We start from the raw sequence: 21,753 nt of genomic DNA, 5'->3' as shown, positions 1-21,753 counted from the left end.
TTCATTTCACAAATTCATTAATATATATGTATAAGAAACATAATGAATTTAGAGGAAGATAAATAATGAATGAGAAGAAGATTTATTTACTGCTAACAGATACAGGAACACTATTTACTAGAACGATAAAGATGTTTACAAAAAAACCATATAATCACGCATCCTTCGCTTTCGATTCCAAATTATTAGAAACCTATAGTTTTGGCAGGAAAAATCCCTACAATCCATTTATTGGCGGATTTGTTAAAGAAAATGTTCGCTCAGGACTATTCAAACATGCAAAAGGTGCCATCTTTAGCTGCACTGTGACAGAGGAGCAAATGATGCATTTAAAGCTATTCATACAAAAGATAGAATCACAGCAGCATTGCTATAAATACAACTTCTTAGGACTATTTGCAGTACTATTCAATAAACCAATCATTAGGGAAAATGCATTTTTTTGTTCAGAATTTGTTGCTACTGCTCTATATGAAGCTAGTATCCTCCGCCTTTCAAAGCCCTTATCATTAATCACTCCAGATGATCTGCAGCAGGACGAACAATTTGATTTAATTTATGAGGGGCCTTTAACTAATCTATTCAAGGGAGTAGAAGCATTAAAAGATACAACTTCTGCATTTGCCATGGAATCTATTGGCATATAACTTAAATGCAGTAAAAGTAATACCGATTATACTGCCTATATGTCGTTATTAATCATTTCATAAAGTGAAACTTCAATAAGTGGCGTCAATAGTAGACAGTTATGCAGGATAAAAAAAGGCCTCCATGTATGAGACATGGAAGCCGTTGTTTTGAATAGAAAAAGAAATAATTAGAAGCGACACTGCCAAATCCAGGCTCATTATTAAATATATGTTATAAACTCCTCGACGGGTTTACGATACCCTCTTGGCCCTCTGCTCTCTACTTTTTCCTTACCGATAGTTATCATCATCACCGGCTCAAATTGATCACTTATTTCTAACACTTCTTTCACTTGTTCTGAGTTGAATCCTATCATCGGGCAAGTATCCCAGCCCTTATCTTTCGCTGCCAGCATAAACAGCATAGCTGAAAGGGAACCATTCCTAATTGCCTCATCATGCTGAAAGCTTTCGCCACGATTTTCATATAAGGAAGTAACATCTTCAACTTGATAATCATACTCCTGTTTATTGATAATTCCTAACATCAATAGTCCTTCATAAATTCTTGAAGCATCTTTATAGGCCTGCTTATCACCTGTAACGATAATGACCGCTGAAGATGAGTGTACTTTGTATTGGCCATTTGCAGCCTCTCTTAATTTTTCTTTTATTTCAGGATTCGTCACTACAATATAATTTGCATGCTGCAGATTAAAGGCTGTAGGTCCTAGTTTTACCATTTCAAAAATTTCATTTAATTCTTTTCTCGAAATCGGGTTATCAGGCAAAAAATTACTAGCAGACCGTCTCTCTTTCACTATGGTTTCAAATTCAGCCATTTTATCGCTCCTTAGAATTACAGAAAATATTTTTTGTGATTGTAAATTCACTTTCAAAGCTTTAGTTATTAATTACTCTACATTTAGTCATAATATATTTAATTAAATTATTATTAATTAAATATATTATGACATTTAATTTATTGCTTGTCAATTGCATTTAAACTTTGAATTAATTAAATGAAGACAAAGAAACACTAGTTATCCGATTGCTTTCAGATAACTAGTGTTGGAAGCACTATTACTTTTCCCAGTAGTAAAATACTAGGTATAATTGGATTATTTATCAAATCGTATTTCATCCGAGCAAAATAATTGTCATACTCCCATTACTCCGCAATCGCATGTCTAGCTTCACTAGAACCGATTGCTTCCATAAGCATTTCCTTATTAAAGTCTGGGAAGTATACATCTGTAAAATATAATTCTGCATTACTCACTTGCCATAGAAGAAAATTACTTATCCGTTTTTCTCCACCTGTACGGATTAATATTTCCGGATCTGGCAATGCCTTTGTATATAAATAATTTTCGAATAACCCTTCATTAATATTATCCAATTCGAGGTGATTATTTTGTACATCTTCTGCCATTTGACGGACTGCTTGGAGAATATCGTTTCTCCCACCATAATTAAAGGCGATATTTACAATTAAGCCCGTATTATTTTTGGTCTTATCCATTGCTTTCGTTATCGCCTTCCTAGTTGAATCAGGGATCGTTGTGATATCCCCAGATACAAGAATTTTTATATTCCTTTTCATAAATCCTGGTAGCTTCTGATTGAAAAACTTAACCGGAAGATACATTAGATAATTAACTTCCGCTTTAGGTCGGGACCAATTTTCAGAGGAAAATGCGTAAAGAGTCAATATTTTTATATCAATATCGATACAGGCATCGATCACTCTTTCCATTGCCTGAACACCTGCATAATGCCCCTCGCTTCGAGTGAGACCTCTCGCCTTTCCCCATCTTCCATTACCATCCATAATAATCGCTACATGTTCCGGAACTGATGAAAACATCTTATCCCACCTTACCTTCTTAATTAATCTCAAGATCTAATTTCAATATTTTTTCCGTTACTTCCTGTCTAGTAAAATTAAAGGATTGCCATGTACTTTCAGGCTCATTGTTCACTTCTTCTTTCCGGTATTGGAGTATTGTTCTCAACTCGGGGTAAACCGGGTCCGTTTCGTATAACGCTATTAATCCACCAAGCCCTGTATAGGAGAGGGAATCCAAATAATAAACATCAATTTTCCCCGTCTGCTCAAACCGCTCCAGATTATTATTTACAATCACTTGTTCCACGTTCATCATATTCAGCACTGCATAGAAAACAAGTGCCGTAATCGTATAGAAATGCAGTAAGGTCAAGCCCTCTAGCCAAACCCGTATAAAGGTGTAAGCAAAGATAACCAAAAGATAGATCATAAACGCATGCGCCAAGATTCGATCTAATGTAAATCCATAGGCCGATTCGTACATACTTAAGCGCTGATAAGCAGAAGCCAACATAATTCCACTGACAGCAATTAGCAGTGTATACAATACCTTTAATGTAAGCCTCGTTCGCCTAGCCTTTGTCTTCACGAGTTTCAAGCAGCTGATTAAAATCGTCCAGTTAATTAACGTCACAAACAAGAGCTCGAAGAATCCCCTCCTCGCGTAAGATGCATAAGTAAATCCGCCAAGTAAATTATCACTGAAGAAGTATGGTAACTGGATTGCTGCAAACAATACATAGACTACGTTTAGCATAATTAACACCGTTATAGCCGTCACAGCATCCCAGCGGATTTTCTTTTTATCCTCTTGAAGCAGAAAATCATTTGTTGGTCTTAATTTCGACCGAATGTGTAATACTTGAAAAATCCCAAAAAATAATAGCGTAATTAAAATAACGAGAATAAATCGGAAAATCCATTCTTGAAAACTAAGCTGAAAGACGAAATTAGGCAGGTATAAAATCAGTTCTTCAAACACAGCATCAGCTGACATAAGCAAGACAATAACAACGAAAAGTAAAGGAATGCCAATTGCCAACCCAATAACAATTCGTTTTATAAGCTGTATTGTTGTCTCATTCATGTTCTTGAAGATTCGCCGAAACAGCACCTTACAAAATGCGGTACTATACTGAACTCCCTCTAGAAGCTTCATTGTTAACAGGCGTATAAATCCTAGCCTCTCCCATTTCAAGTTCCTCGGACTTGTAATTAGTACGAGATGGTAAAAAACGAGTGCAGGGATGATTAAGATGTTCAATCCATAAAAGAATTGTGTATCATTAAATAGAAAGCTCCCTGCAAGAATCCAAACAGCAACCATAATGAGTAAACCGATTCGCCGATGATTAAAGGAAAGTCTATACCTGAGAAAAATAACAAGATAAAATCCGGTGATAAACAGAGGATACGCTAAGCCAATTCTGCCGTGGAAGAAGCTAAGCTCTGCCAGTATTCCCAGCCCAAAACAAACGAGTAAAAATAACCAATCTTTCTGCTTTAAATGAATTTCCACTATTAACCCTCCAATACCTAGGAATACGACATACATAGATATACTATGTATACAAACAAAACATGACGCATCAAAAACTGAATTACGATTGCCACTCAATCATTGCACTTATTAGTTAAGAAGTTTCGGGTGCATTCCTAACTAATAAGTTATACAGATGCTCTCCTGCCCCAGCGATATCCGATCCAGCTTATTGGATACAGGATTACAGTACAAAAAATACAAATCAAAATGAAACGAACACTTAAAAGTGGCTCAAACCACTCATATGGGATAAATTTAAATACAACTAAGTACATAAAGCCAATGTTAGGTATAATTGATATTGTAAATGTTTTTCTCAGCAGCTTATACCCACCTTGACCGAATTCTTTTCCTATTTCATAACCTAACAGTGCCCAAAACAACATGTAGACAAGAATTATCAAAAACCTAGCATCTGTTAGTGTTTCCCATATTTTTTCTGCCCATTTCCAATCAAAGGCATTATAGCTAATCGTTAGCAATATTCCACCAATAAAAATAGCAATATTGAGTATTACAAATAGCCATTGGGTCTTTTTCGGTGTGATTGCAGTTTCTTGTTTCCACATCTCTGCAAGCTCTCGGGGTGTCCCTAATCTATCCACAAGCTCATCATAAAGAGACTCTCCATCCATTGGCTCATCCTGCAGCAAATCATATACATGCATTTCATACTCCAGCATGATATTATCTTTTTCCGGATGATCTCCTATTTCTTTCTCTAATTCCTTAAAGAAACGAGAGGAAGCGATGGATTTAAATAAATCATCTTCAGAGGAGCTCATGATTTACTATCCCCAATTAAATTATTCATCATTTGGACATAGCGATGCCACTCCGTTGTCCTTTCAGCCAAAATGTCTTTGCCTTCCAGGGTGATTCGATAATATTTACGGGCAGGGCCCTTTTCTTGATTTTGCCAATAGTGTTCAATATATTCCTGCTTTTCCATCTTATGAAGTGCAGGATACAACGTCCCTTCCTTCATTTGCAGGCTGTGACCACTACGACGATCCATTTCTTTTACTAACTCGTAACCATACATGTCACGTTCATTTAATAATTGCAATACGAGAAGTGATGTACTCCCCTTCACAAGCTCACGATTAAACATTTTTTCACCTACCTAGAATTATTAGGTATCTCCACTATATAAAAATAATAGTGGGATGTAAAGGATTTTTTTATTTTAAATATTGTTGGGAGGATAGTGCATTTTTAGATGAAGAATGCTCACGGGCAGCAGTAAGAAATGCACTTTCTCTCTTATGGCTATTGATTTCAGGGAAGGATAGGAGCTTATAAGGAGAGAAAAAGTAAGATTCTCCTTTAAAAGGTTTATCATCCATAAATAAGGGTAAACATTAAATACAAGGTGAACTACCATTGAAAAGAGTGTTGTATTCAACTTGTAGTGTATGATGTACAACTTGATTACAGATGATTTTCAATGAGGAGAAATGCACAGCCTTGGCGGAAAATTTACTTTTAAGCTTTTAGCGGTTTGCTCGTCTGGAGTCTGATTCAAATGATTTCGTTCACGCAGCAAGATAAAAGGAAGACAAGTAGCTTTTTTGTGAAAGTGCAAGTGGATGCTGACTGAACATCAGGGAGGATTTGAAGCTGGGTGGCTTCAAACCTCCTTTACTGTATCGTAAACAGTCAGACTAGCCAAACTGCATTGACGAGCTTCGTAAGTGGTCGTCGGTTACTATGGTTTGGATTTGAAGAAACTATAATCGGAAATTAACAACAAATTTTCCGTGTGCACCCTGTAATAGGGGTAGAAGGCATGGTCCCGGTGGGGAGCATGCCTTTTTACTATTTCTCAATGTTCAGTAGACAATGCACTCGATTATCATTTATAATATTAATAATCGAACACGGAAGGGTGAACCAAGAGAATATGAAATACTAATCCTATTTTTTTGAAACATTCAGGCGGAAGACATTTTTAAGAACAGAAGCTAATTCTGTCTTCTTAAAGCTGTCGTAAAGTGAATTTTTCAGAATAGGATTGGTGATTTTCTTGGTTTACAGTAGGGATGTATCTTTATATCCCTTTCTATCTGTACCCCACTATGCCTCCTATTCTGAAAATGAATAGGAGGCATTTTTGTCTCCAACATCGAAGGAAATGGGGATGAGCGTATGACATTATTAGAAATAAACAACTTGAAATATTATGTAAAGGATCGGCTATTATTTGATATCGAGCATATCCAGATTGAGAATCATGATCGCATAGGTTTAGTTGGAAGAAACGGGAGCGGCAAAACGACATTACTGGAAATTCTCGCTGGAACAAGGGAAATTAGTGAGGGAACGATCGATTCCCAGGCAACTAAAGAGCTGCTTCCACAATTAAAGAATACAAATACTACAAAGAGTGGTGGAGAAGTAACACAGGAATATATCAATCACTCAATTGCCAGAAAAACAGACATTTTACTTGCGGATGAACCGACAACTAACTTGGACACTGAGCATATTGAGAAATTAGAGAAGCAGCTTGCAAGATGGCAAGGTGCATTAATTATCGTCTCCCATGACCGTACATTTTTAGATTCCCTTTGCACCTCGATTTGGGAGTTAGACAATGAAATGATAACAGAATTCAAAGGCAACTATTCTGATTATATCGCACAGAAAAAATTGGCAATTAAAAGTCAGGAAAATGCCTATGAGCAATATGTAAATAAGAAGAAGCAATTGGAGAACGCACTGCAATTAAAGGAACAAAAAGCACAACGAGCAACTAAGAAGCCAAAAAATGTTAGTGCATCTGAAGCAAGCATTACCGGTGCAAGGCCATATTTCGCAAAAAAGCAAAAGAAATTGAATCAGGCTGCGAAAGCAATTGAGACCCGCATCGAGAAATTAGATGCGGTAGAAAAAGTCAAAGAAGCCCCGCCAATAAAAATGGTATTGCCAAATGAGGAAAAGTTCAAAGGACGAATCGTAGTACGTGCAGAAAGTCTAGCGGGAAAAATAAACGAGCGCATCCTCTGGAATCCAATAAGTTTTCATATAAAAGGTGGAGACAAGGTTGGGATAATCGGTAAAAATGGGGTAGGAAAATCAACACTTATTAAAAAGATCATAAATAATGAGGCTAGTATTTCCATCTCCCCCGCGATGAAAGCAGGTTATTTCAGTCAAAACTTAGACGTACTGGATCTTAATAAATCGATATTGGAAAATGTCAGTTCGACATCGAAACAGGACGAAACGTTAATTCGAACAGTTCTTGCTAGACTTCACTTTTACCGTGAGGATGTTTATAAAAAAGTAGAAGTTCTAAGCGGTGGCGAACGAGTAAAAGTAGCTTTCGCTAAATTATTTGTATGTGATATTAATACATTGATTTTGGATGAGCCAACGAATTTTCTGGATATTGAAGCAGTCGAAGCACTAGAGGATCTTCTCGCTAATTATCAAGGAACCATCTTCCTTGTCTCACATGATCGCCGTTTCATTGCGACGATCGCCAATCGGATTATGTCGATTGAAAATCAAGAGCTAAAGCTGTTTGAAGGAACATATGAAGCATATAAAACCTATGTTCCGCAAGAAGAGCCTGATCCTGCTGAAGAGGAGCTACTACGAATTGAAACGAAAATTACTGAAGTTTTAAGCAAGCTTAGCTTCGAAAAATCAGCCGAATTAGACGAAGAATTCCAATTGCTACTAGCAAAGAAGAAGAAACTAAAGGAATAATAATTGAAGCAAGCGCCTATTTTTATAGGCGCTTGTGTTTTTTCTTAGGGTTTGTGGAATACTTGATGTGATTGAGATTGTGCGATTTATTGTGTCGAATATCAGCGGGACAATGGTAAATATCGGCGGGTTTCCGTATTATTTCAGCTAATTTACTAGGGATATCAGCATATTTAGTCACTAACCATTTCCTTTCAAATGAATCACTAAATCTTTCATTGGTTCTCCTATATTTGATACAATCTAACTAGTATTGATTACATAATATGAAGTGAGGAAGTTAGTACATGACAGATTCTTATGAAGCTGCAATCCAGTTCAAGCATGTTAATTTTTCAGATCGCAGCACATCGATTTTAAAAGATATTACAGGTTCATTCCCGAAAGGAAAAATTACGACATTAGTCGGTCCCTCTGGCGCAGGAAAAACAACATTATTTAGATTATGCAATCGACTTATTTCTCCTAGTTCAGGAGAAATTCTTATTAGTGGGAAGAAAATCGATCAATACAATCCAATTGAATTACGTCAAAATGTCGGACTTGCACTCCAAAGTGCAACAATGATTCGTGGCACAGTCATGAAAAACCTTTCACTGCCGTTAACTCTGAAAGGGAGCAAATTATCAAAAGAAGATGCGAAGGAATTAATGCAGGATGTAGGGCTCAGTGAGGGATTCTTAACTCGTAATGTGAAAGAACTATCTGGCGGTCAGCGCCAGAAAGTCTCCATTGCCCGCACTCTCGTCAATAAGCCGAAAATATTATTACTTGACGAAATTACATCTTCACTTGACCGAGTATCCCAGCAGGACATCGAAGAACTTATTGTTAGAATCAATCAGAAATACGGTACGACAATTATATGGATCACCCACAATTTAACCCAGGCAATTACTATTGGAAAGTATTCTTGGGTAATGATAGACGGAGAAGTCATTGAATCTGGAGAAAGTTCATTTCTGAATAATCCTCAAAATGACCGAGTTAAACAATTCATTAAGGGGGATTTAGTATGACATTTCTTACATTGTCTTTAGCTTTAATTTTTGTCTTAATTCCAATTATATTATCAAAGGCATTTAATCTGGAATTAGAAAAAGATACCGTTATTGCAACCGTTCGATCAATTATTCAGCTACTTATCGTCGGTTATATCCTCCAGTTCGTATTTGATTCCGAGAATATAATCTATACCGTTCTGATGATTGCATTAATGATTGGAGCCGCAACACAAAACGCACGTAAAAAAGGTGCTGCAATTAAAGGTATCACTTGGAAGCTAATTGTGACATTTGTTTTTGTTGAGATATTAACACAAGGTATCTTACTCGGCTTCCATATTACTCCGGCCGAAGCACAATACATAATCCCAATTAGCGGAATGATGATTGGTAATTCGATGGTACTTTCAATCCTATTCCTTAATCGATTTACTGCAGAGATAAATGCACATCAGGATGAAATAGAGCTTATTCTATCACTTGGTGGTACGCCAAAGCAAGCAATTCATTCCCAATTAATTGCTTCAATCAAGGCAAGTACGATTCCCACTATTGAGAGCCAGAAAACAATTGGACTTGTCCAACTCCCTGGTATGATGAGTGGACAAATTATTGCTGGTGCGGATCCTGTTCAAGCAGTGCAATTCCAATTACTCATTCTCTTTCTGCTCTTGACAACGGTGGTTGTAACAAGTGTATTACTTGGGTTCCTGTCCTATCCAACTTTATTTAATAAACAAATGCAATTATTGAAAGTAGATGCGTGAGATAACTAACACCCTAACAAAAACCCGAGCCATAATTGGCTCGGGTTTTTTCTATGCATTTTCTTGTTCAAAATAACTGCATACAACATTTCCAACTGCTTTAGCGGAAACAAGGATTGCATCTTCGTCAATATCAAATTTAGGATGATGATTGAAGAAAGGCTCTTTGACACCCTTTGGTGTACAACCAATGAAGAAATAGCAGCCTTTAGTTTTCTTCAAATAATATGCAAAGTCTTCAGATGGAGACAGCTTCGGAAATTCTTTCACTTCTGTAATATCTTGATCCATGGAATGGTTTAATGCTTCAGCAACAAATGCCGTTACTTCTGGATCATTATACAATGGCGGATAATCCGCAGTGTACGTTAATTCACACGTTACACCAAATAATTCTTCAATCCCTTTCACAACACGGTGGAATTCTTTGTCGATAACCTCTTTTGCGTCATCGTCAGAATAACGGATATCTCCTTCTAACTCAATGCTGTCTTTTATTACGTTAAAGCTTCCCTTACCATCGAATGAGCCAATCGTAACAACGCCAGCCTTCATCGGGTCTAGCCTTCTGCTAATTACGGTCTGCACCGCATTAACAAAATAAGCACCTGCAACAATTGAATCGTTCGCTTTATGTGGAGAAGAACCATGTCCGCCTGTTCCATTGATTTTTAATTTAAAATAAGATCGACCGTTAAAGGAATACCCGCTATGGTATCCTACCGTACCTGCTGGTGCTAATGGTAAGATATGAATCCCGAAGATTCGGTCAAGATCATCTAAGGCACCTGACTCAACAATACTTTTCGCTCCACCTGGTGGTTGCTCTTCAGCATGTTGGTGAATAATTTTAATCGTACCATTAATTTGATCTTTTAATTGGATAAGGCAATCCGCAAGTACTAGCATGTACGCTGTATGTGCATCATGACCACAAGCATGCATAACTCCCTCGTTTTTCGATTTAAACGGGACATCCGCTTCTTCGGTAATTGGCAATGCATCGAAGTCTGCTCTTAAACCAATCGTTTTGCCAGGCTTTCCACCCTTAATGGTGACTATAATACCGTATCCGTTTCCTACATTTCGTTCGATTTCTACATCTTTCCCTTGATAAAAATCAGCAATATAGTTTGCCGTATTCTCTTCTTTAAAGGATAACTCTGGATTTTCATGTAAATGGCGGCGAATTTCTATCATTTCATCTTTGCGTTGTTCTAACATCTTCATCAATTCTTGTCTCATCATAAATCCTCCTCATAACGTATTGCTTTTCTTCTTTAAACGATATACCTCTGGATTTTCATGAAATAGCGACGAATTTATCATTTCACCTTTTCGGGATTGGAGTAGATTAATAAGTTCATTTTTCACCATTTCCATCTCCTTTAGTAAATGTTAATGTTCAACAACCGGTTTAGATGTATGTCTTGAAGTTTGTGAAGGTTTCCCGACGTTACTAGGAACTAAAACAATAATTGAGATTAATGCGAGTACTGCAAAGATAACGTTCGTAATAATCCCTGCTGAGGCAGCGACCTCTACACTGCTAAATCCTGCAATTGTACTATAGATTGTTGCAGAAATTGCAACCCCGAAAGCATTCCCTAAAGAACTTGCCATTTTATACACCCCAGAAGCTTCTCCTACTTTATCATCAGGAGCATAAGAAACTGCTGTATCTGTTGATGGCGTTGCATACATTCCAAGTCCAATACCGAATAAGATAAAACCAACGAACACGACAATTGTGTACATTAAATCAGGTAAGAATGTTAATCCCATAATTCCTACGCCGATAAGAGTTAAGATTGTCCCCCACACCATCGGTTTTTTTGCACCAGTACGTTGCATCAACTTTTCACCAACGCGAATCATAGCAAGTACTGCAACTAAATAACCAATTGACAGCATTCCTGATTGAAATGCACTGTAACCACGACCAACTTGAACATACGTATTAGCGACAATTAATGTACCAGCAACAGCATTTAATAGGAAATTGGAGATTGTTGCAGCAGTATATGGTTTACTTTCGAACATTTTAAAGTCAATTAATGCTGTTGTTCGTTTAGCTTCATACTTAACGAAAGCTACAATTCCCACAATTGATACTACGCCGAGAATTATTGTAGCCGCACTTGTCCAGCCTAGGTTTGCACCTTGTGTAATCAATATATTTATAGCAAGTAATGTGATAATAAAAATAGCTAAACCACCAAAGTCAAATTTAAACTTACCTGTTGATGGAGCCTTACTTTCAGGAACATCTTTAATTAGAACCATTGCAAGCAATGCAAAAATAATTGAGAAAATGAAGATCCATTTCCATCCCATATACGTTGCAATTGCACCACCAGCAAATGAGCAAAATCCTGATCCACCCCAAGAACCAATTGACCAGTAGCTAAGTGCACGTTGTCTTTCCGCACCTTCAAAATACTCTTTCATTAATGCAATCGTTGCTGGCATAATACATGCAGCAGATAATCCTTGAAGTACTCGTCCAATAATTAAAAGTGTAGCACCGGTTGTTATTACAAGGAGCAATGAACCAATCACACTAAGAATTAAACCAATATACGTAAGCTTCTTCCGCCCCATTCTATCCGCTAGTCCACCTGCTACTACGATGAACAATCCAGAGAATAAAGAGGTCAAACTAATCGCTATGTTTAATGTACCAAGTGATACACCTAAATCCTCTTGCACTGCAGGAACGATATTTACCATTGCTTGCGCGAATAACCAAAAAGTGATAACACCAAAAACAATACCGATAATCATTTTATTTGTACCTTTATAAGTTGTGGTTTCCATATTATTATTCCCTCCAAATTTTTTATAAAACTAGTGCTAAGTAACGTTTCACCGAGCAATTGCCTTTCATGCTTAATCTGTGAAGCTTAAATCATTCCTAGATGGCTTTATTATTACCATCCTTTTCTTACATATTTACTAAAAGATAAACTGGATAAAAGTGCTAAGTTTCACTGAAAAGTTTTGAGCTCTTTTCTTTTCACATTTTTATTGTAAAAGATTTCCTGTTTTAGAGTAAGTTATTATTTGCCCCTTTCCAGCAAATAACTCGTTATTTTTTCTACTTCAAAAAATATAGGTTATTAAATGACCGTTATTTTTTTACATAAAAGAGAGGATTGACAATAATTGTGTCAATCCTCTCTTCCCATCATATTCTTAATTAAACATTCACGAATCAAAAGCATGTGTTAAATCAAAGCCTTGCGAATATCAAAGAAATGAATCGCATTTATCGATAAATAGGCGTAAAATGCCCATTCTCCTTCAATCGCTTCATCAAATATTTCCAGAGATGGGCGACTTGTCTGGATAATATAATCGATGACTTCCATGTCCATGCCGTATGCACTATTTAATTCCCACCATTTTGTATACAATGCTCCATTATTCTTATCAAATACATGTTTACGAATTTGGTACTCCCCTTGCTCCATGTTTGTGATTGTTACATGAATATCCTTATTTAGTTTTTGGAGAAATGTGTCCTCAACCGAATAATACGGATTAATAATGTTGCTATTCATTAACAATAACTGATATCCACGATCATTTTTCGTCATAATATAATCAGAACCACTTACAACTACTTCCCCCTGAAGCCGCTCTAAGAATTGCATTGCAAAAAAAGCAGGTCGCTTTCCGTTAAAGTAATGAAAAAGTTCCAATCCCTCAATCGGAATATTCCGCTCTTTTCTTCCTTTCTCATGCTGCTCCGTATTAATCCAGAACCCCATTGATTCAATTCTATCTGCAACCTCAAAGGCATTTTTAAGTACTAAAGCACCCCTGAAGAAAGTACCATTCGTATGTCTTGTATTTCCAGAAAGTGTATTCCAGCTAATTAAATGAATTGGCCGTTCTTTCTTATGATGCAATAAATAAGTGAGCAATTTATCTGTCTTCTCCTTTATATATCCTTCCGCTAAGGAGAAACGATCATTACCAAGCTCTTCAAAATTTATAACTTCATTTTGATTTGCTTCATAGCCAAAGAAATCCACTGGAATTTCATCTTTAATTAACCATTGATGCTGAGTGCTTGTCTCTTCCTTTTTAAATGCAAAAGGAAAGAAGGAGCCAACAGAAATAAGCGGAGCATATGTCTTTAACGCATGATAGAATTTCATATACACACGCTCTAAATCTTTCCCACTAACACCCGTTGGATATGATTCATAAAACATAAAATGCCATGTTTCTATGTAAGCCTGGCCATAAACATTAATACAATGACTCATGAATTTATGCAATTCTGTAAAATAGCCATCCTCGTCTGTCGATATTTCCTTATAATCTACCCGAACAAATAATGATAATTCATTTTTTTTAAGGAAATTTAATGCAAAGTCAGCATTGTAATATGGAGATGTTGTTGCAATAATCTCATCAGTTTCAACAGGAGGAATAAATGTCGAGCCTGTTATTAAATTTCGCACTCCAATGTTTTCAAGCCGCATATCCTTGGCTACCATTAATATTTGTGATCGAACACTTTCCTTCAATAGTTCTCTCAATTCGCCAATCATCAAATTATGCATTGGCCGATTAATTTTACTAGTGGAAATATGGGATAAATCGATTTTTAATTCTTCTGATTTTGTTTCGGTATTATTATATGTTTCATCCGAATTCGTTAGTATTGCACCTAATCTTTCCAGAATACTTGGGGTATGAATAATTTCCGATGCATCTTCCAGATTATAGCTCTTTACTGAATCCACTCTTTCTACCTGGTGCTTTTCTCGGTAATTCTTCGGCGTTTCTTCATATATTTCCTTAAATAATGTTGTGAATGACTTTGTGTTTGGAAAGCCGTTCTTCATCGCAATTTGCGAAATGGAATTTGAAGTATACAGTAAATCCTTCAATGAATGCTCCAGCCTGATATTCATTAGAAATCGATTGAATCCTGTTCCTACCTTTTGTTTAAAATAGCGCGATAAATATCCTGAAGACAAATAAAAATGATGCGCTATTTCTTCCAAAGTAATCGATTGATCATAGTTTTTTTCCATATAAGCTATTATTTGATTCAGTCGTTCATCCTTTGTATCAATTTTTTCCAGTGAGCTTCCCTTTTGTTTGAAACGGCGAATCAAAATTAATAGAAGTTCACTTATAAATGCTTGAATTTCGATCTGATAGCTTTCATCGCGACGATAATATGTAAGCATAAGTTCTACTAATAATTTGCGAAGCTTTCCAACCATTAATTCTCTCCCCATATCAATTTCCCTTGAATAGCATTCAAATCGGCTTGTTCGATAAGAAGAATAGGCTTTACTCATATATCTGTCAGAAAGATTCAACATCAAAACACTGTTTGGTCTGCTCCCTTTTGCTTGATAATACTGGTTTCGGTTAATGACAAGCAAATCATTTTCATTCAATAAATAATACCGACTATTTGTTTCAACAGTTATCTCTCCACTTATAACAAGCATTACTTGAATTCCCGTACATATTCTAGGTGCTAATAATTCAATTTGCTGTAAACTGATATTATAATCATCCATTATCGGTTTGTTCATTTATTACACCTCTGCTTCTGATATATCCCTTATTATATAATGAAGTTTATACTGATTATCAAATTTTTTACAGCTTTGTAAAAAAGCCATTTCGCCTCAAAGAGAAAGCAAGCACAGCAATGAAAATTACAAAAGCAAAATGCCAGTGGTAGCGAACACCACTGGCAACTAAACTATGCCTTCTACGAACATAGTTTTATTTTATATTTTTTTGTGAAACTATACCTTACTGTTATTACAAATCTCTTGTTCTATTCTCAGTAATAAGAATTTCCTCCGGATACATTGTTGAGTTCTCTGTTTTGTTTGAAATGAAGTTACGATATACATCACTTTGGTTTTCTTCGTTAACTTCAACCAAAACAATGACTTTATTGTCTTTCAAATATTTTTCATATTCTTTTGCTTGTTCTTCCGGTATGCCGACTCCCACTAGAGCACCGACAATCCCGCCGCCGCCAGCACCAATTCCCAGACCAGCAAGTGTAGTTGCAATGGGCCCCGCCGCTACCAATGGGCCAATACCAGGTATCGCTAACAGCCCAGCTTCAGCGATTAATCCAACAATACCGCCCAGCACACCTCCTGAAACGGCACCAATTCCCGCACCTTTTCCAGCGTTTTTTCCACGTCCGTCTTTTTCTGCTGTCACGCTTGTACCTGTTTCATCTTCAATTTTGTTAACTTGATCTTTGTCCTTGGCAAAAACCGAAATATCCTCGCTTTGATATCCTTGTATTTTCAGTTCATTAATTGCTTTCTCTGCATCTTCTGCTACAGCGAATACGCCGCCAATAATTTTATTAGGCATCTTCTAATCATCCTCCTTAGTATTTGTCCATACTGATATATACCCACTTTGTTGAATATTAATCATATTTGTGTTTCCCTTACCAGACTCGGTGAATACCACATTGAGCTCAATTAATATATCTTCATGTCTTGGCTTTCCCTCCAAAACTCAATAAAAAAGGAAATGATAGCCCTTAGGATACCATTTCCTTTTCTTCAATTCCCTCATTTATTCTGCATCAGAAACTACAGTAAAGCGTTCATTAACATGTGCTGCATTTTCAATTTCATCAACAATTGCTATTGCATAATCTGCATAGCTTACATGGCTCTCACCTTGTGCATTGACGATGAGATTATCTTTTCCTGCTTTGTATGTGCCTGTTCGCTTGCCTTCAGGATTGAAGAAAGCAGCTGGGCTGAGGAATGTCCACTTAATTCCAGTTGAATTTTGCAGGTCTTCGAGGTTTTTCCCTTGATTGGATGCAATGGATTTAAATGCATCCGGAAATTCAGGTGTATCAATTAAACGCGTCGTTTTCGCTTCATCGACATAAAGGCTTCCTGCTCCTCCAACAACGATTAATCTCGTGACTTCAGTACCTTGAAGTGCTGCAATTAATACTTTTCCTAATTCAACATGCTGTTCAGCTATCTCTGGAGCTGTACCAAATGCATTAACAACTACGTCAAATTTTTTCAAATCCTCTGCAGTTAATTGAAATAAGTCTTTTTCCACAACTTCTAAATCTTTGTCAGCCAATTTAGCAGCGTTTCTTACAATTGCCGTTACTTCATGGCCTCTTTCCTTTGCTTCTTTCAAGATCAAACTTCCAGCTTTTCCTGTTGCACCTATAATGCCTACCTTCATTGATAAAACCTCCTAAGTATATTTTGATGTAACCTTTATGGTTACATCAATAACAAAAAAATGGACTATATTAGCCTATTTTTTGATTTAACACTTTAACGAGTTCTTCCATTGTCACCTCGTCCAGAATATTTTCCATCACATCTTGAGCTTTAAACAAGATCAGTTCAAGCACACCCTGAATATTCGCTCCAACAGCACAATTTGGATTCGGGTCATTATGAATTTGAAACAGTTCCCCTTCTTCCACAACTTCCACAGCACGATAAATATCGAGCAGCGTAATCTGTTCTAAGGGTTTTAATAGCTCTGCTCCACCAAGACCACGATGAATGGCAATCATTCCAGCATTTTTTAGCTTGCCCATAACTTTTCGTATAATAACTGGATTTGTATTGACGCTTTCGGCAATATACTCAGAAGTACATCGCGTCGACCTTTCAATTGTAATAAGTGATAATATATGAACAGCTATGGTAAATCTGCTGCTGATTTTCATTTTCGTGACCTCCTGTTGTAACCATTATAGTTACATCTTTAATTTTAGTCAATAATTCACTGTCATAATGTATAAACTAATAATTGACATTGAACAACAAATTCGGTATATTATACTTAATTAAATATAAATTAATTCAAAATAATTTTTTTCATACATTTTACGAAGGGAAGAGTTCAATATGAGCGATAATTTATCTTTAAAGACTTTCGTTGTTTTAATGAAGGCAGCGAAGTCGATAGAAGAACTGATCAAGAAGGATATTAGCAGTCATGGTATGAAATCCTCAGACTTTGCAGTAATAGAAGCAGTTTACAGTAAAGGAAGACAAACCATTAGACAGATTTCTGAAGCGGTGCTTATTAATACAGGTTCTATTACGTATGTGATCGATAAATTAGAAAACAACGGGCTAGTAGAAAGAGTTGATTGTAAAGAGGATCGCAGGGTCGTCTATATACAAATTACAGACAAAGGGAAAAAACTAATGGATGAAATTTTCCCTAAGCATCAACAAGTCATTGAAGCACTATTTGAGGGTGTCACATCTGAAGAAAAAGAAATCGTTCTTGACGTCCTTAAAAAAGTAGGAAGAAAAGGAGAGGCATTACGTTAAAACAAACAGCAGGAAAATGATGATTTCCACGCCGGAGTATCAGGCTTTACAATTCGATAAGAAAAATATTTCAATGGCAATATGAACAGAAAATTGACTGCTAGTTGATTTTCTAAAAAATGTGAAGGAGAAAACGCTGTGCTATCCTTTGATCCAAAAGAAAATACTGAACGAGAAAACTATAAATTGCTCATTGGCAGTATCATTCCTAGACCGATAGCATTTGTGACAAGTGTCGCAAAGGATGGAACCGTCAATGCTGCTCCTTTTAGCTATTTCAATGTCGTTTCATCTAATCCACCGATGATTTCCATTTCTACTCAGCGTAAAAACGGAAAAAGAAAAGACACTGCTCAAAATATAATAGATAATCAAGCATTTGTTGTCCACATTGTTGATTTGGAAAATGTAGAAGAAATTAATAAAACAGCAGCATCACTTCCGCCTAATGAAAGTGAACTAGCATTAGCGAACTTGACCCTTGTTGACAGTGAAACAATTTCTGTACCCGGGATTAAAGAAGCGAAAGTTCGCTTTGAATGTAAATTGGAGCAAGTGATTGAATTAGGGCAAGATGGTTCAATTGGAACAGATCTTATTATCGGTAAGATTATTCGTTTCCATATCGATGAAGCAATCTATGAAGAAGGTAGAATAAATCCTGAGGCACTTGGTGCTGTTAGCCGCCTTGCTGGACATAACTATGCCAAGATTGGCAAAATATTTTCGATTGAAAGACCGAAATAGATTCTTGTATTTGGATACGTAATAGAATAAATTCGATCTATAATGAAAGGAGAATTATTATATGAAACATATTTTTCAAAAAGGAACAGATAGCACAAAACCAACATTACTATTGCTACATGGAACAGGGGGAACAGAGCAGGATCTCCTTCAATTGGCAGAAATCGTCGATAAAGAGGCAAATGTATTAAGTGTCCGAGGAAATGTACTAGAAAACGGCATGCCTCGCTTTTTTAGAAGACTGGCTGAAGGTGTATTTGATGAAGAAGATCTCATCTTCCGCACAAAAGAATTAAATGAATTTCTAGATGATGCAGCAGTAAAATACGAATTTGACCGTAACAATATAGTTGCTATTGGTTACTCCAATGGTGCAAATATCGCTGCAAGTCTGCTCTTCCATTATCAGAGTGCATTAAAGGCCGCTATTTTACATCATCCAATGGTGCCACGAAGAGGAATAGAGTTGCCAGACCTTTCAAGCAATGGAGTCTTCATTGCAGCTGGTACAAATGATCCAATCTGTCCTTCCACGGAATCAGAGGAATTGAAAACATTATTAGAAAATGCAGGTGCAAGTGTTGAATTACACTGGGAGAACCGTGGACATCAATTAACAATTGATGAAGTAAAAGCAGCTGCTAAGTGGTATAGAAGCTTAATCTCTAATAAATCATAAAAATTGAATAAAATCTCCCCGGGTAATGATAGTTATCCGGGGAGATTTTATTGGTTTCGATGATATGACTGTTATTGTCTTTTTATCGCTTTGTTGAATTATTTTTTCTTCGGGTGCGATCCCTCAAGCTACCATTGGTAAAATAATTCTCAGGGCATATTTCCCTTCCCTCGAATCAAAAAATCCCCACCAAGATTCTAGTTGAATCCTCGGCAGAGATATTTTATACTGTTGTCGCTTGCTTACTTACTTCGCGCCTTACTACTGGCGCAACCTCTGATGCTAATAGTTCAATTGTATTCGCAATATGGCTAAACGGCATTCCACCAATATCCATCTGCAGCATAAATCGTTGATGACCAAACATTTCATGCTGATGAAGGATTTTCTCAACCACTTCCTGTGGACTTCCGATAAACATAACTCTTTCCGGACTTGTCATGTAATCAAATGCCGTACGAGAAACCTCCACATTCTGACCACGCTGTTTATTCATATACTGAGTATATTGCGCGTAATAAGGATAGAACGTATCCTTTGCTTTTTCCATCGAGTCGGCAATAAAACCATGGCCGGTAATTCCTACTTTCAAATGATCATTTCCAGCTAGTCTCCCAGCTTGACGATATGCTTCAACTAGCGGTAAGAATCGTTCATGCTCCCCGCCAATCATCGCAATTGTCAGACCAGTTCCATATTTTCCAGCTCTAGCAGCACTTGAAACCGTTCCACCTACTCCAGTCCAAATCGGTAGTTCGGCTTGTGCAGGTCGTGGTGCAATTTCGGAATTATTTAATGCTGAGCGATATTTCCCACTCCAAGTTACCCGTTCACTCTTATTCAATTTCATTAATAATTGTAAATGCTCCTCAAACAAAGCATCATAATCATCAAAATGATAGCCAAACAGCGGGAAGGACTCCACGAATGCCCCACGGCCAGCAGTTATTTCAGCTCTTCCTTTTGAAATCAAATCGAGTGTAGCGAAATCTTCAAAAAGCCGTACAGGGTCCACTGTATTTAATACGGTTGTTGCACTTGTAAGTTTAATGTTTTTTGTAACTTGAGCAATTGCAGATAGCACCATTTGTGGAGAGGATACGGCATAGTCGAGACGATGATGCTCTCCAATCCCGAATACGTCCAACCCGCCCTGATCTGCCAGCTTTGCTGCTTCAATTATTTCATGAGTTCTATCACCAGCACTGATTACTTTTCCTGTAAGAGGATTTGTTACAATATCCCCCAATGTATAAATACCAATTTCAAATGGTGATTGATTCTCTTGATGTATATTCATTGAATTCCTCCTAAAAAACTAAGGTTTAACCATGCCTTTCGGTGACAACCTTAGTTGCACTTGTGTAGTAAGAAAGTTTTTATGCTTTTTTACTACCAGAAAAATAAACTTAACTTTCATTAACAAAAAGGCTCCTCCTATATTATATGAGGAGCCTCTTCACATTTTGCTTATACTCTTAATTGAATTACATTTCCTGATGGATCTTCTGTAACATAGTAATCCTGCTCTTCCTTAACAGTTGCCCCAACTTGCTTCAACTGTTCGATGATTTCACCTCGAGTAACTTCATCAGGGAATACTAACGTAAACCAATTAAGACCGACACTATTTTTAGCTGGCGCCTTTGCACCAACACCATTCCAAGTATTTAAACCGATATGATGATGGTAACCATTTGTTGAAGTGAATAGCGCGCCAGGGAATTTTGTTACAATATCAAATCCAAGACCTTTCATATAGAACGTTTCTGTCTTGTCTAAATCGGCTACATGTAAATGGATATGTCCCATTAATGTCTCCGCTGGCATTCCTTTCCATGCCTCGTTAGTTTCCGCAACCAGACTGTCCCCGTCCAGTGCGACAGTTGCCATGTCAACGATTCCATCTGCCCATTTCCATTCGGAAGCTGGGCGATCATGGGCAATTTCAATTCCATTCCCATCAGGATCATCAAAGTACAATGCTTCACTTACATAGTGATCAGAAGCACCTAATCTCATTTGGCCACCTGTAGCCTTAATAATATGCTGTAAAAATGCAGATAAATCCGCGCGTGTTGGTAATAGAATTGCAAAATGGTATAACCCAGTTGTTCTTCCCTCTTTTGGCAACACATCTGCTGGCTGCTCTAATGTTAATAGCGGTGTCTTTCCGTCCGCAGATAACACTGCTTTGTCATTTGTTTGTTCGATTACTTTAAATCCCATAAAATCGCGGTAATACGTAATTGAGCGCTCCAAATTCGTTACATTTATATTAACTTGCCCTACATAGATTGATGGTTTCTCAAAAAATTTCTTTTCCATTGTTTTTGTCCTCTCTCATGTTTATTTATATTTCATTTTTCCACATAACTAGAAAGTAATGTGGAAAAAGCGTAATTTTCACTATACTTAATTATAAATTTAAACCAAGTTACTTTATGTAAGTATTATATAA

Annotated in this window: 20 protein-coding genes; 7 read left to right on the top strand and 13 right to left on the bottom strand. The window is 36.8% G+C overall.

The genetic code is table 11. From position 1 onward, the window contains the following. The first annotated feature begins 65 nt into the window (after positions 1-65). On the top strand, positions 66-647 hold the full coding sequence (locus CUC15_RS02105; RefSeq protein ID WP_205317643.1) for a hypothetical protein: 582 nt from the start codon (positions 66-68) through the stop codon (positions 645-647). Between the two features lie 203 nt (positions 648-850). Here the strand turns inward: CUC15_RS02105 and CUC15_RS02100 are convergent, their stop codons facing one another. The 5 genes from CUC15_RS02100 to CUC15_RS02080 form a co-directional block, all read right to left on the bottom strand. Continuing rightward, the gene (locus CUC15_RS02100) at positions 851-1,471 is read right to left on the bottom strand and encodes a nitroreductase family protein (RefSeq protein ID WP_114915142.1); all 621 of its coding nucleotides are present in this window, start codon (positions 1,469-1,471) and stop codon (positions 851-853) included. 329 nt (positions 1,472-1,800) lie between these two features. Next, positions 1,801-2,499 carry an undecaprenyl pyrophosphate synthase gene (locus CUC15_RS02095; protein ID WP_114915141.1) on the bottom strand — a complete coding sequence of 233 codons (699 nt, stop codon included), beginning with the start codon at positions 2,497-2,499 and terminating at the stop codon, positions 1,801-1,803. A 19-nt stretch (positions 2,500-2,518) separates the two neighbouring features. Then, positions 2,519-4,000: a DUF4153 domain-containing protein gene (locus CUC15_RS02090; protein WP_242985928.1), complete on the bottom strand. Its 1,482-nt coding sequence runs from the start codon at positions 3,998-4,000 to the stop codon at positions 2,519-2,521. A 149-nt stretch (positions 4,001-4,149) separates the two neighbouring features. Next, positions 4,150-4,809 (bottom strand): HAAS signaling domain-containing protein, encoded by a 660-nt coding sequence (locus tag CUC15_RS02085; protein ID WP_114915139.1) that lies wholly within the window; start codon positions 4,807-4,809, stop codon positions 4,150-4,152. After that, positions 4,806-5,138, bottom strand: a complete 333-nt coding sequence (locus CUC15_RS02080; protein WP_114915138.1) for a PadR family transcriptional regulator — start codon at positions 5,136-5,138, stop codon at positions 4,806-4,808. Before CUC15_RS02080 ends, CUC15_RS02085 begins: the two co-directional genes overlap by 4 nt. A gap of 1,037 nt (positions 5,139-6,175) precedes the next feature. On the opposite strand from CUC15_RS02080, the gene CUC15_RS02075 reads away from it, so the two are divergent. From CUC15_RS02075 to CUC15_RS02065, 3 genes are all read left to right on the top strand, one after another. Continuing rightward, a complete protein-coding gene (locus CUC15_RS02075) occupies positions 6,176-7,744 on the top strand; it encodes a Vga family ABC-F type ribosomal protection protein (RefSeq protein ID WP_114915137.1) in 1,569 nt (522 codons plus the stop codon). A gap of 287 nt (positions 7,745-8,031) precedes the next feature. Beyond that, entirely contained in the window at positions 8,032-8,763 is a 732-nt protein-coding gene (locus tag CUC15_RS02070) for an ABC transporter ATP-binding protein (RefSeq protein WP_114915136.1), read from the top strand. Further along, entirely contained in the window at positions 8,760-9,515 is a 756-nt protein-coding gene (locus CUC15_RS02065) for an ABC transporter permease (protein ID WP_114915135.1), read from the top strand. Before CUC15_RS02070 ends, CUC15_RS02065 begins: the two co-directional genes overlap by 4 nt. A gap of 51 nt (positions 9,516-9,566) precedes the next feature. Here the strand turns inward: CUC15_RS02065 and CUC15_RS02060 are convergent, their stop codons facing one another. The 6 genes from CUC15_RS02060 to CUC15_RS02035 all read right to left on the bottom strand — a co-directional run bounded on the left by CUC15_RS02060 (position 9,567) and on the right by CUC15_RS02035 (position 17,250). Beyond that, on the bottom strand, positions 9,567-10,760 hold the full coding sequence (locus CUC15_RS02060; protein ID WP_114915134.1) for an amidohydrolase: 1,194 nt from the start codon (positions 10,758-10,760) through the stop codon (positions 9,567-9,569). A 153-nt stretch (positions 10,761-10,913) separates the two neighbouring features. After that, positions 10,914-12,335 (bottom strand): MFS transporter, encoded by a 1,422-nt coding sequence (locus CUC15_RS02055; RefSeq protein WP_114915133.1) that lies wholly within the window; start codon positions 12,333-12,335, stop codon positions 10,914-10,916. Between the two features lie 410 nt (positions 12,336-12,745). Continuing rightward, positions 12,746-15,088, bottom strand: a complete 2,343-nt coding sequence (locus CUC15_RS02050; RefSeq protein WP_114915132.1) for a helix-turn-helix domain-containing protein — start codon at positions 15,086-15,088, stop codon at positions 12,746-12,748. Positions 15,089-15,323: 235 nt separating this feature from the next. Continuing rightward, complete coding sequence (locus tag CUC15_RS02045; protein ID WP_114915131.1) at positions 15,324-15,899, bottom strand: general stress protein; 576 nt, start codon at positions 15,897-15,899, stop codon at positions 15,324-15,326. 210 nt (positions 15,900-16,109) lie between these two features. Then, positions 16,110-16,751, bottom strand: a complete 642-nt coding sequence (locus tag CUC15_RS02040; RefSeq protein ID WP_114915130.1) for an NAD(P)-dependent oxidoreductase — start codon at positions 16,749-16,751, stop codon at positions 16,110-16,112. Between the two features lie 70 nt (positions 16,752-16,821). Beyond that, positions 16,822-17,250 (bottom strand): Rrf2 family transcriptional regulator, encoded by a 429-nt coding sequence (locus CUC15_RS02035; RefSeq protein WP_114915129.1) that lies wholly within the window; start codon positions 17,248-17,250, stop codon positions 16,822-16,824. A gap of 181 nt (positions 17,251-17,431) precedes the next feature. On the opposite strand from CUC15_RS02035, the gene CUC15_RS02030 reads away from it, so the two are divergent. From CUC15_RS02030 to CUC15_RS02020, 3 genes are all read left to right on the top strand, one after another. Beyond that, a complete protein-coding gene (locus CUC15_RS02030; RefSeq protein WP_114915128.1) occupies positions 17,432-17,866 on the top strand; it encodes a MarR family winged helix-turn-helix transcriptional regulator in 435 nt (144 codons plus the stop codon). Between the two features lie 138 nt (positions 17,867-18,004). Then, positions 18,005-18,613, top strand: a complete 609-nt coding sequence (locus CUC15_RS02025; RefSeq protein ID WP_114915127.1) for a flavin reductase family protein — start codon at positions 18,005-18,007, stop codon at positions 18,611-18,613. A 61-nt stretch (positions 18,614-18,674) separates the two neighbouring features. Continuing rightward, a complete protein-coding gene (locus CUC15_RS02020) occupies positions 18,675-19,292 on the top strand; it encodes an alpha/beta hydrolase (RefSeq protein ID WP_114915126.1) in 618 nt (205 codons plus the stop codon). A 223-nt stretch (positions 19,293-19,515) separates the two neighbouring features. Here CUC15_RS02020 and CUC15_RS02015 read toward each other — a convergent pair whose 3' ends face one another. Then, entirely contained in the window at positions 19,516-20,592 is a 1,077-nt protein-coding gene (locus tag CUC15_RS02015; protein WP_114915125.1) for an LLM class flavin-dependent oxidoreductase, read from the bottom strand. A gap of 170 nt (positions 20,593-20,762) precedes the next feature. Then, entirely contained in the window at positions 20,763-21,620 is an 858-nt protein-coding gene (locus CUC15_RS02010; protein ID WP_114915124.1) for a VOC family protein, read from the bottom strand. Positions 21,621-21,753: the final 133 nt, after the last annotated feature.

The sequence above is a fragment of the Oceanobacillus zhaokaii genome (genome assembly GCF_003352005.1).
Classification (GTDB): Bacteria; Bacillota; Bacilli; order Bacillales; family Amphibacillaceae; genus Oceanobacillus; species Oceanobacillus zhaokaii.
Note: the sequence above shows the minus strand (reverse complement) of the source record. Positions and strands in the feature narration are given on the sequence as shown.

Excerpts from the sequence above, each read along its gene's own strand:
- CUC15_RS02105 (WP_205317643.1), top strand. The coding sequence starts at position 66 with ATGAATGAGAAGAAGATTTATTTACTGCTAACAGATACAGGAACACTA.
- CUC15_RS02100 (WP_114915142.1), bottom strand. The coding sequence starts at position 1,471 with ATGGCTGAATTTGAAACCATAGTGAAAGAGAGACGGTCTGCTAGTAAT.
- CUC15_RS02095 (WP_114915141.1), bottom strand. The coding sequence starts at position 2,499 with ATGTTTTCATCAGTTCCGGAACATGTAGCGATTATTATGGATGGTAAT.
- CUC15_RS02085 (WP_114915139.1), bottom strand. The coding sequence starts at position 4,809 with ATGAGCTCCTCTGAAGATGATTTATTTAAATCCATCGCTTCCTCTCGT.
- CUC15_RS02080 (WP_114915138.1), bottom strand. The coding sequence starts at position 5,138 with ATGTTTAATCGTGAGCTTGTGAAGGGGAGTACATCACTTCTCGTATTG.
- CUC15_RS02075 (WP_114915137.1), top strand. The coding sequence starts at position 6,176 with ATGACATTATTAGAAATAAACAACTTGAAATATTATGTAAAGGATCGG.
- CUC15_RS02070 (WP_114915136.1), top strand. The coding sequence starts at position 8,032 with ATGACAGATTCTTATGAAGCTGCAATCCAGTTCAAGCATGTTAATTTT.
- CUC15_RS02065 (WP_114915135.1), top strand. The coding sequence starts at position 8,760 with ATGACATTTCTTACATTGTCTTTAGCTTTAATTTTTGTCTTAATTCCA.
- CUC15_RS02060 (WP_114915134.1), bottom strand. The coding sequence starts at position 10,760 with ATGAGACAAGAATTGATGAAGATGTTAGAACAACGCAAAGATGAAATG.
- CUC15_RS02055 (WP_114915133.1), bottom strand. The coding sequence starts at position 12,335 with ATGGAAACCACAACTTATAAAGGTACAAATAAAATGATTATCGGTATT.
- CUC15_RS02050 (WP_114915132.1), bottom strand. The coding sequence starts at position 15,088 with ATGAACAAACCGATAATGGATGATTATAATATCAGTTTACAGCAAATT.
- CUC15_RS02045 (WP_114915131.1), bottom strand. The coding sequence starts at position 15,899 with ATGCCTAATAAAATTATTGGCGGCGTATTCGCTGTAGCAGAAGATGCA.
- CUC15_RS02040 (WP_114915130.1), bottom strand. The coding sequence starts at position 16,751 with ATGAAGGTAGGCATTATAGGTGCAACAGGAAAAGCTGGAAGTTTGATC.
- CUC15_RS02035 (WP_114915129.1), bottom strand. The coding sequence starts at position 17,250 with ATGAAAATCAGCAGCAGATTTACCATAGCTGTTCATATATTATCACTT.
- CUC15_RS02030 (WP_114915128.1), top strand. The coding sequence starts at position 17,432 with ATGAGCGATAATTTATCTTTAAAGACTTTCGTTGTTTTAATGAAGGCA.
- CUC15_RS02020 (WP_114915126.1), top strand. The coding sequence starts at position 18,675 with ATGAAACATATTTTTCAAAAAGGAACAGATAGCACAAAACCAACATTA.
- CUC15_RS02015 (WP_114915125.1), bottom strand. The coding sequence starts at position 20,592 with ATGAATATACATCAAGAGAATCAATCACCATTTGAAATTGGTATTTAT.
- CUC15_RS02010 (WP_114915124.1), bottom strand. The coding sequence starts at position 21,620 with ATGGAAAAGAAATTTTTTGAGAAACCATCAATCTATGTAGGGCAAGTT.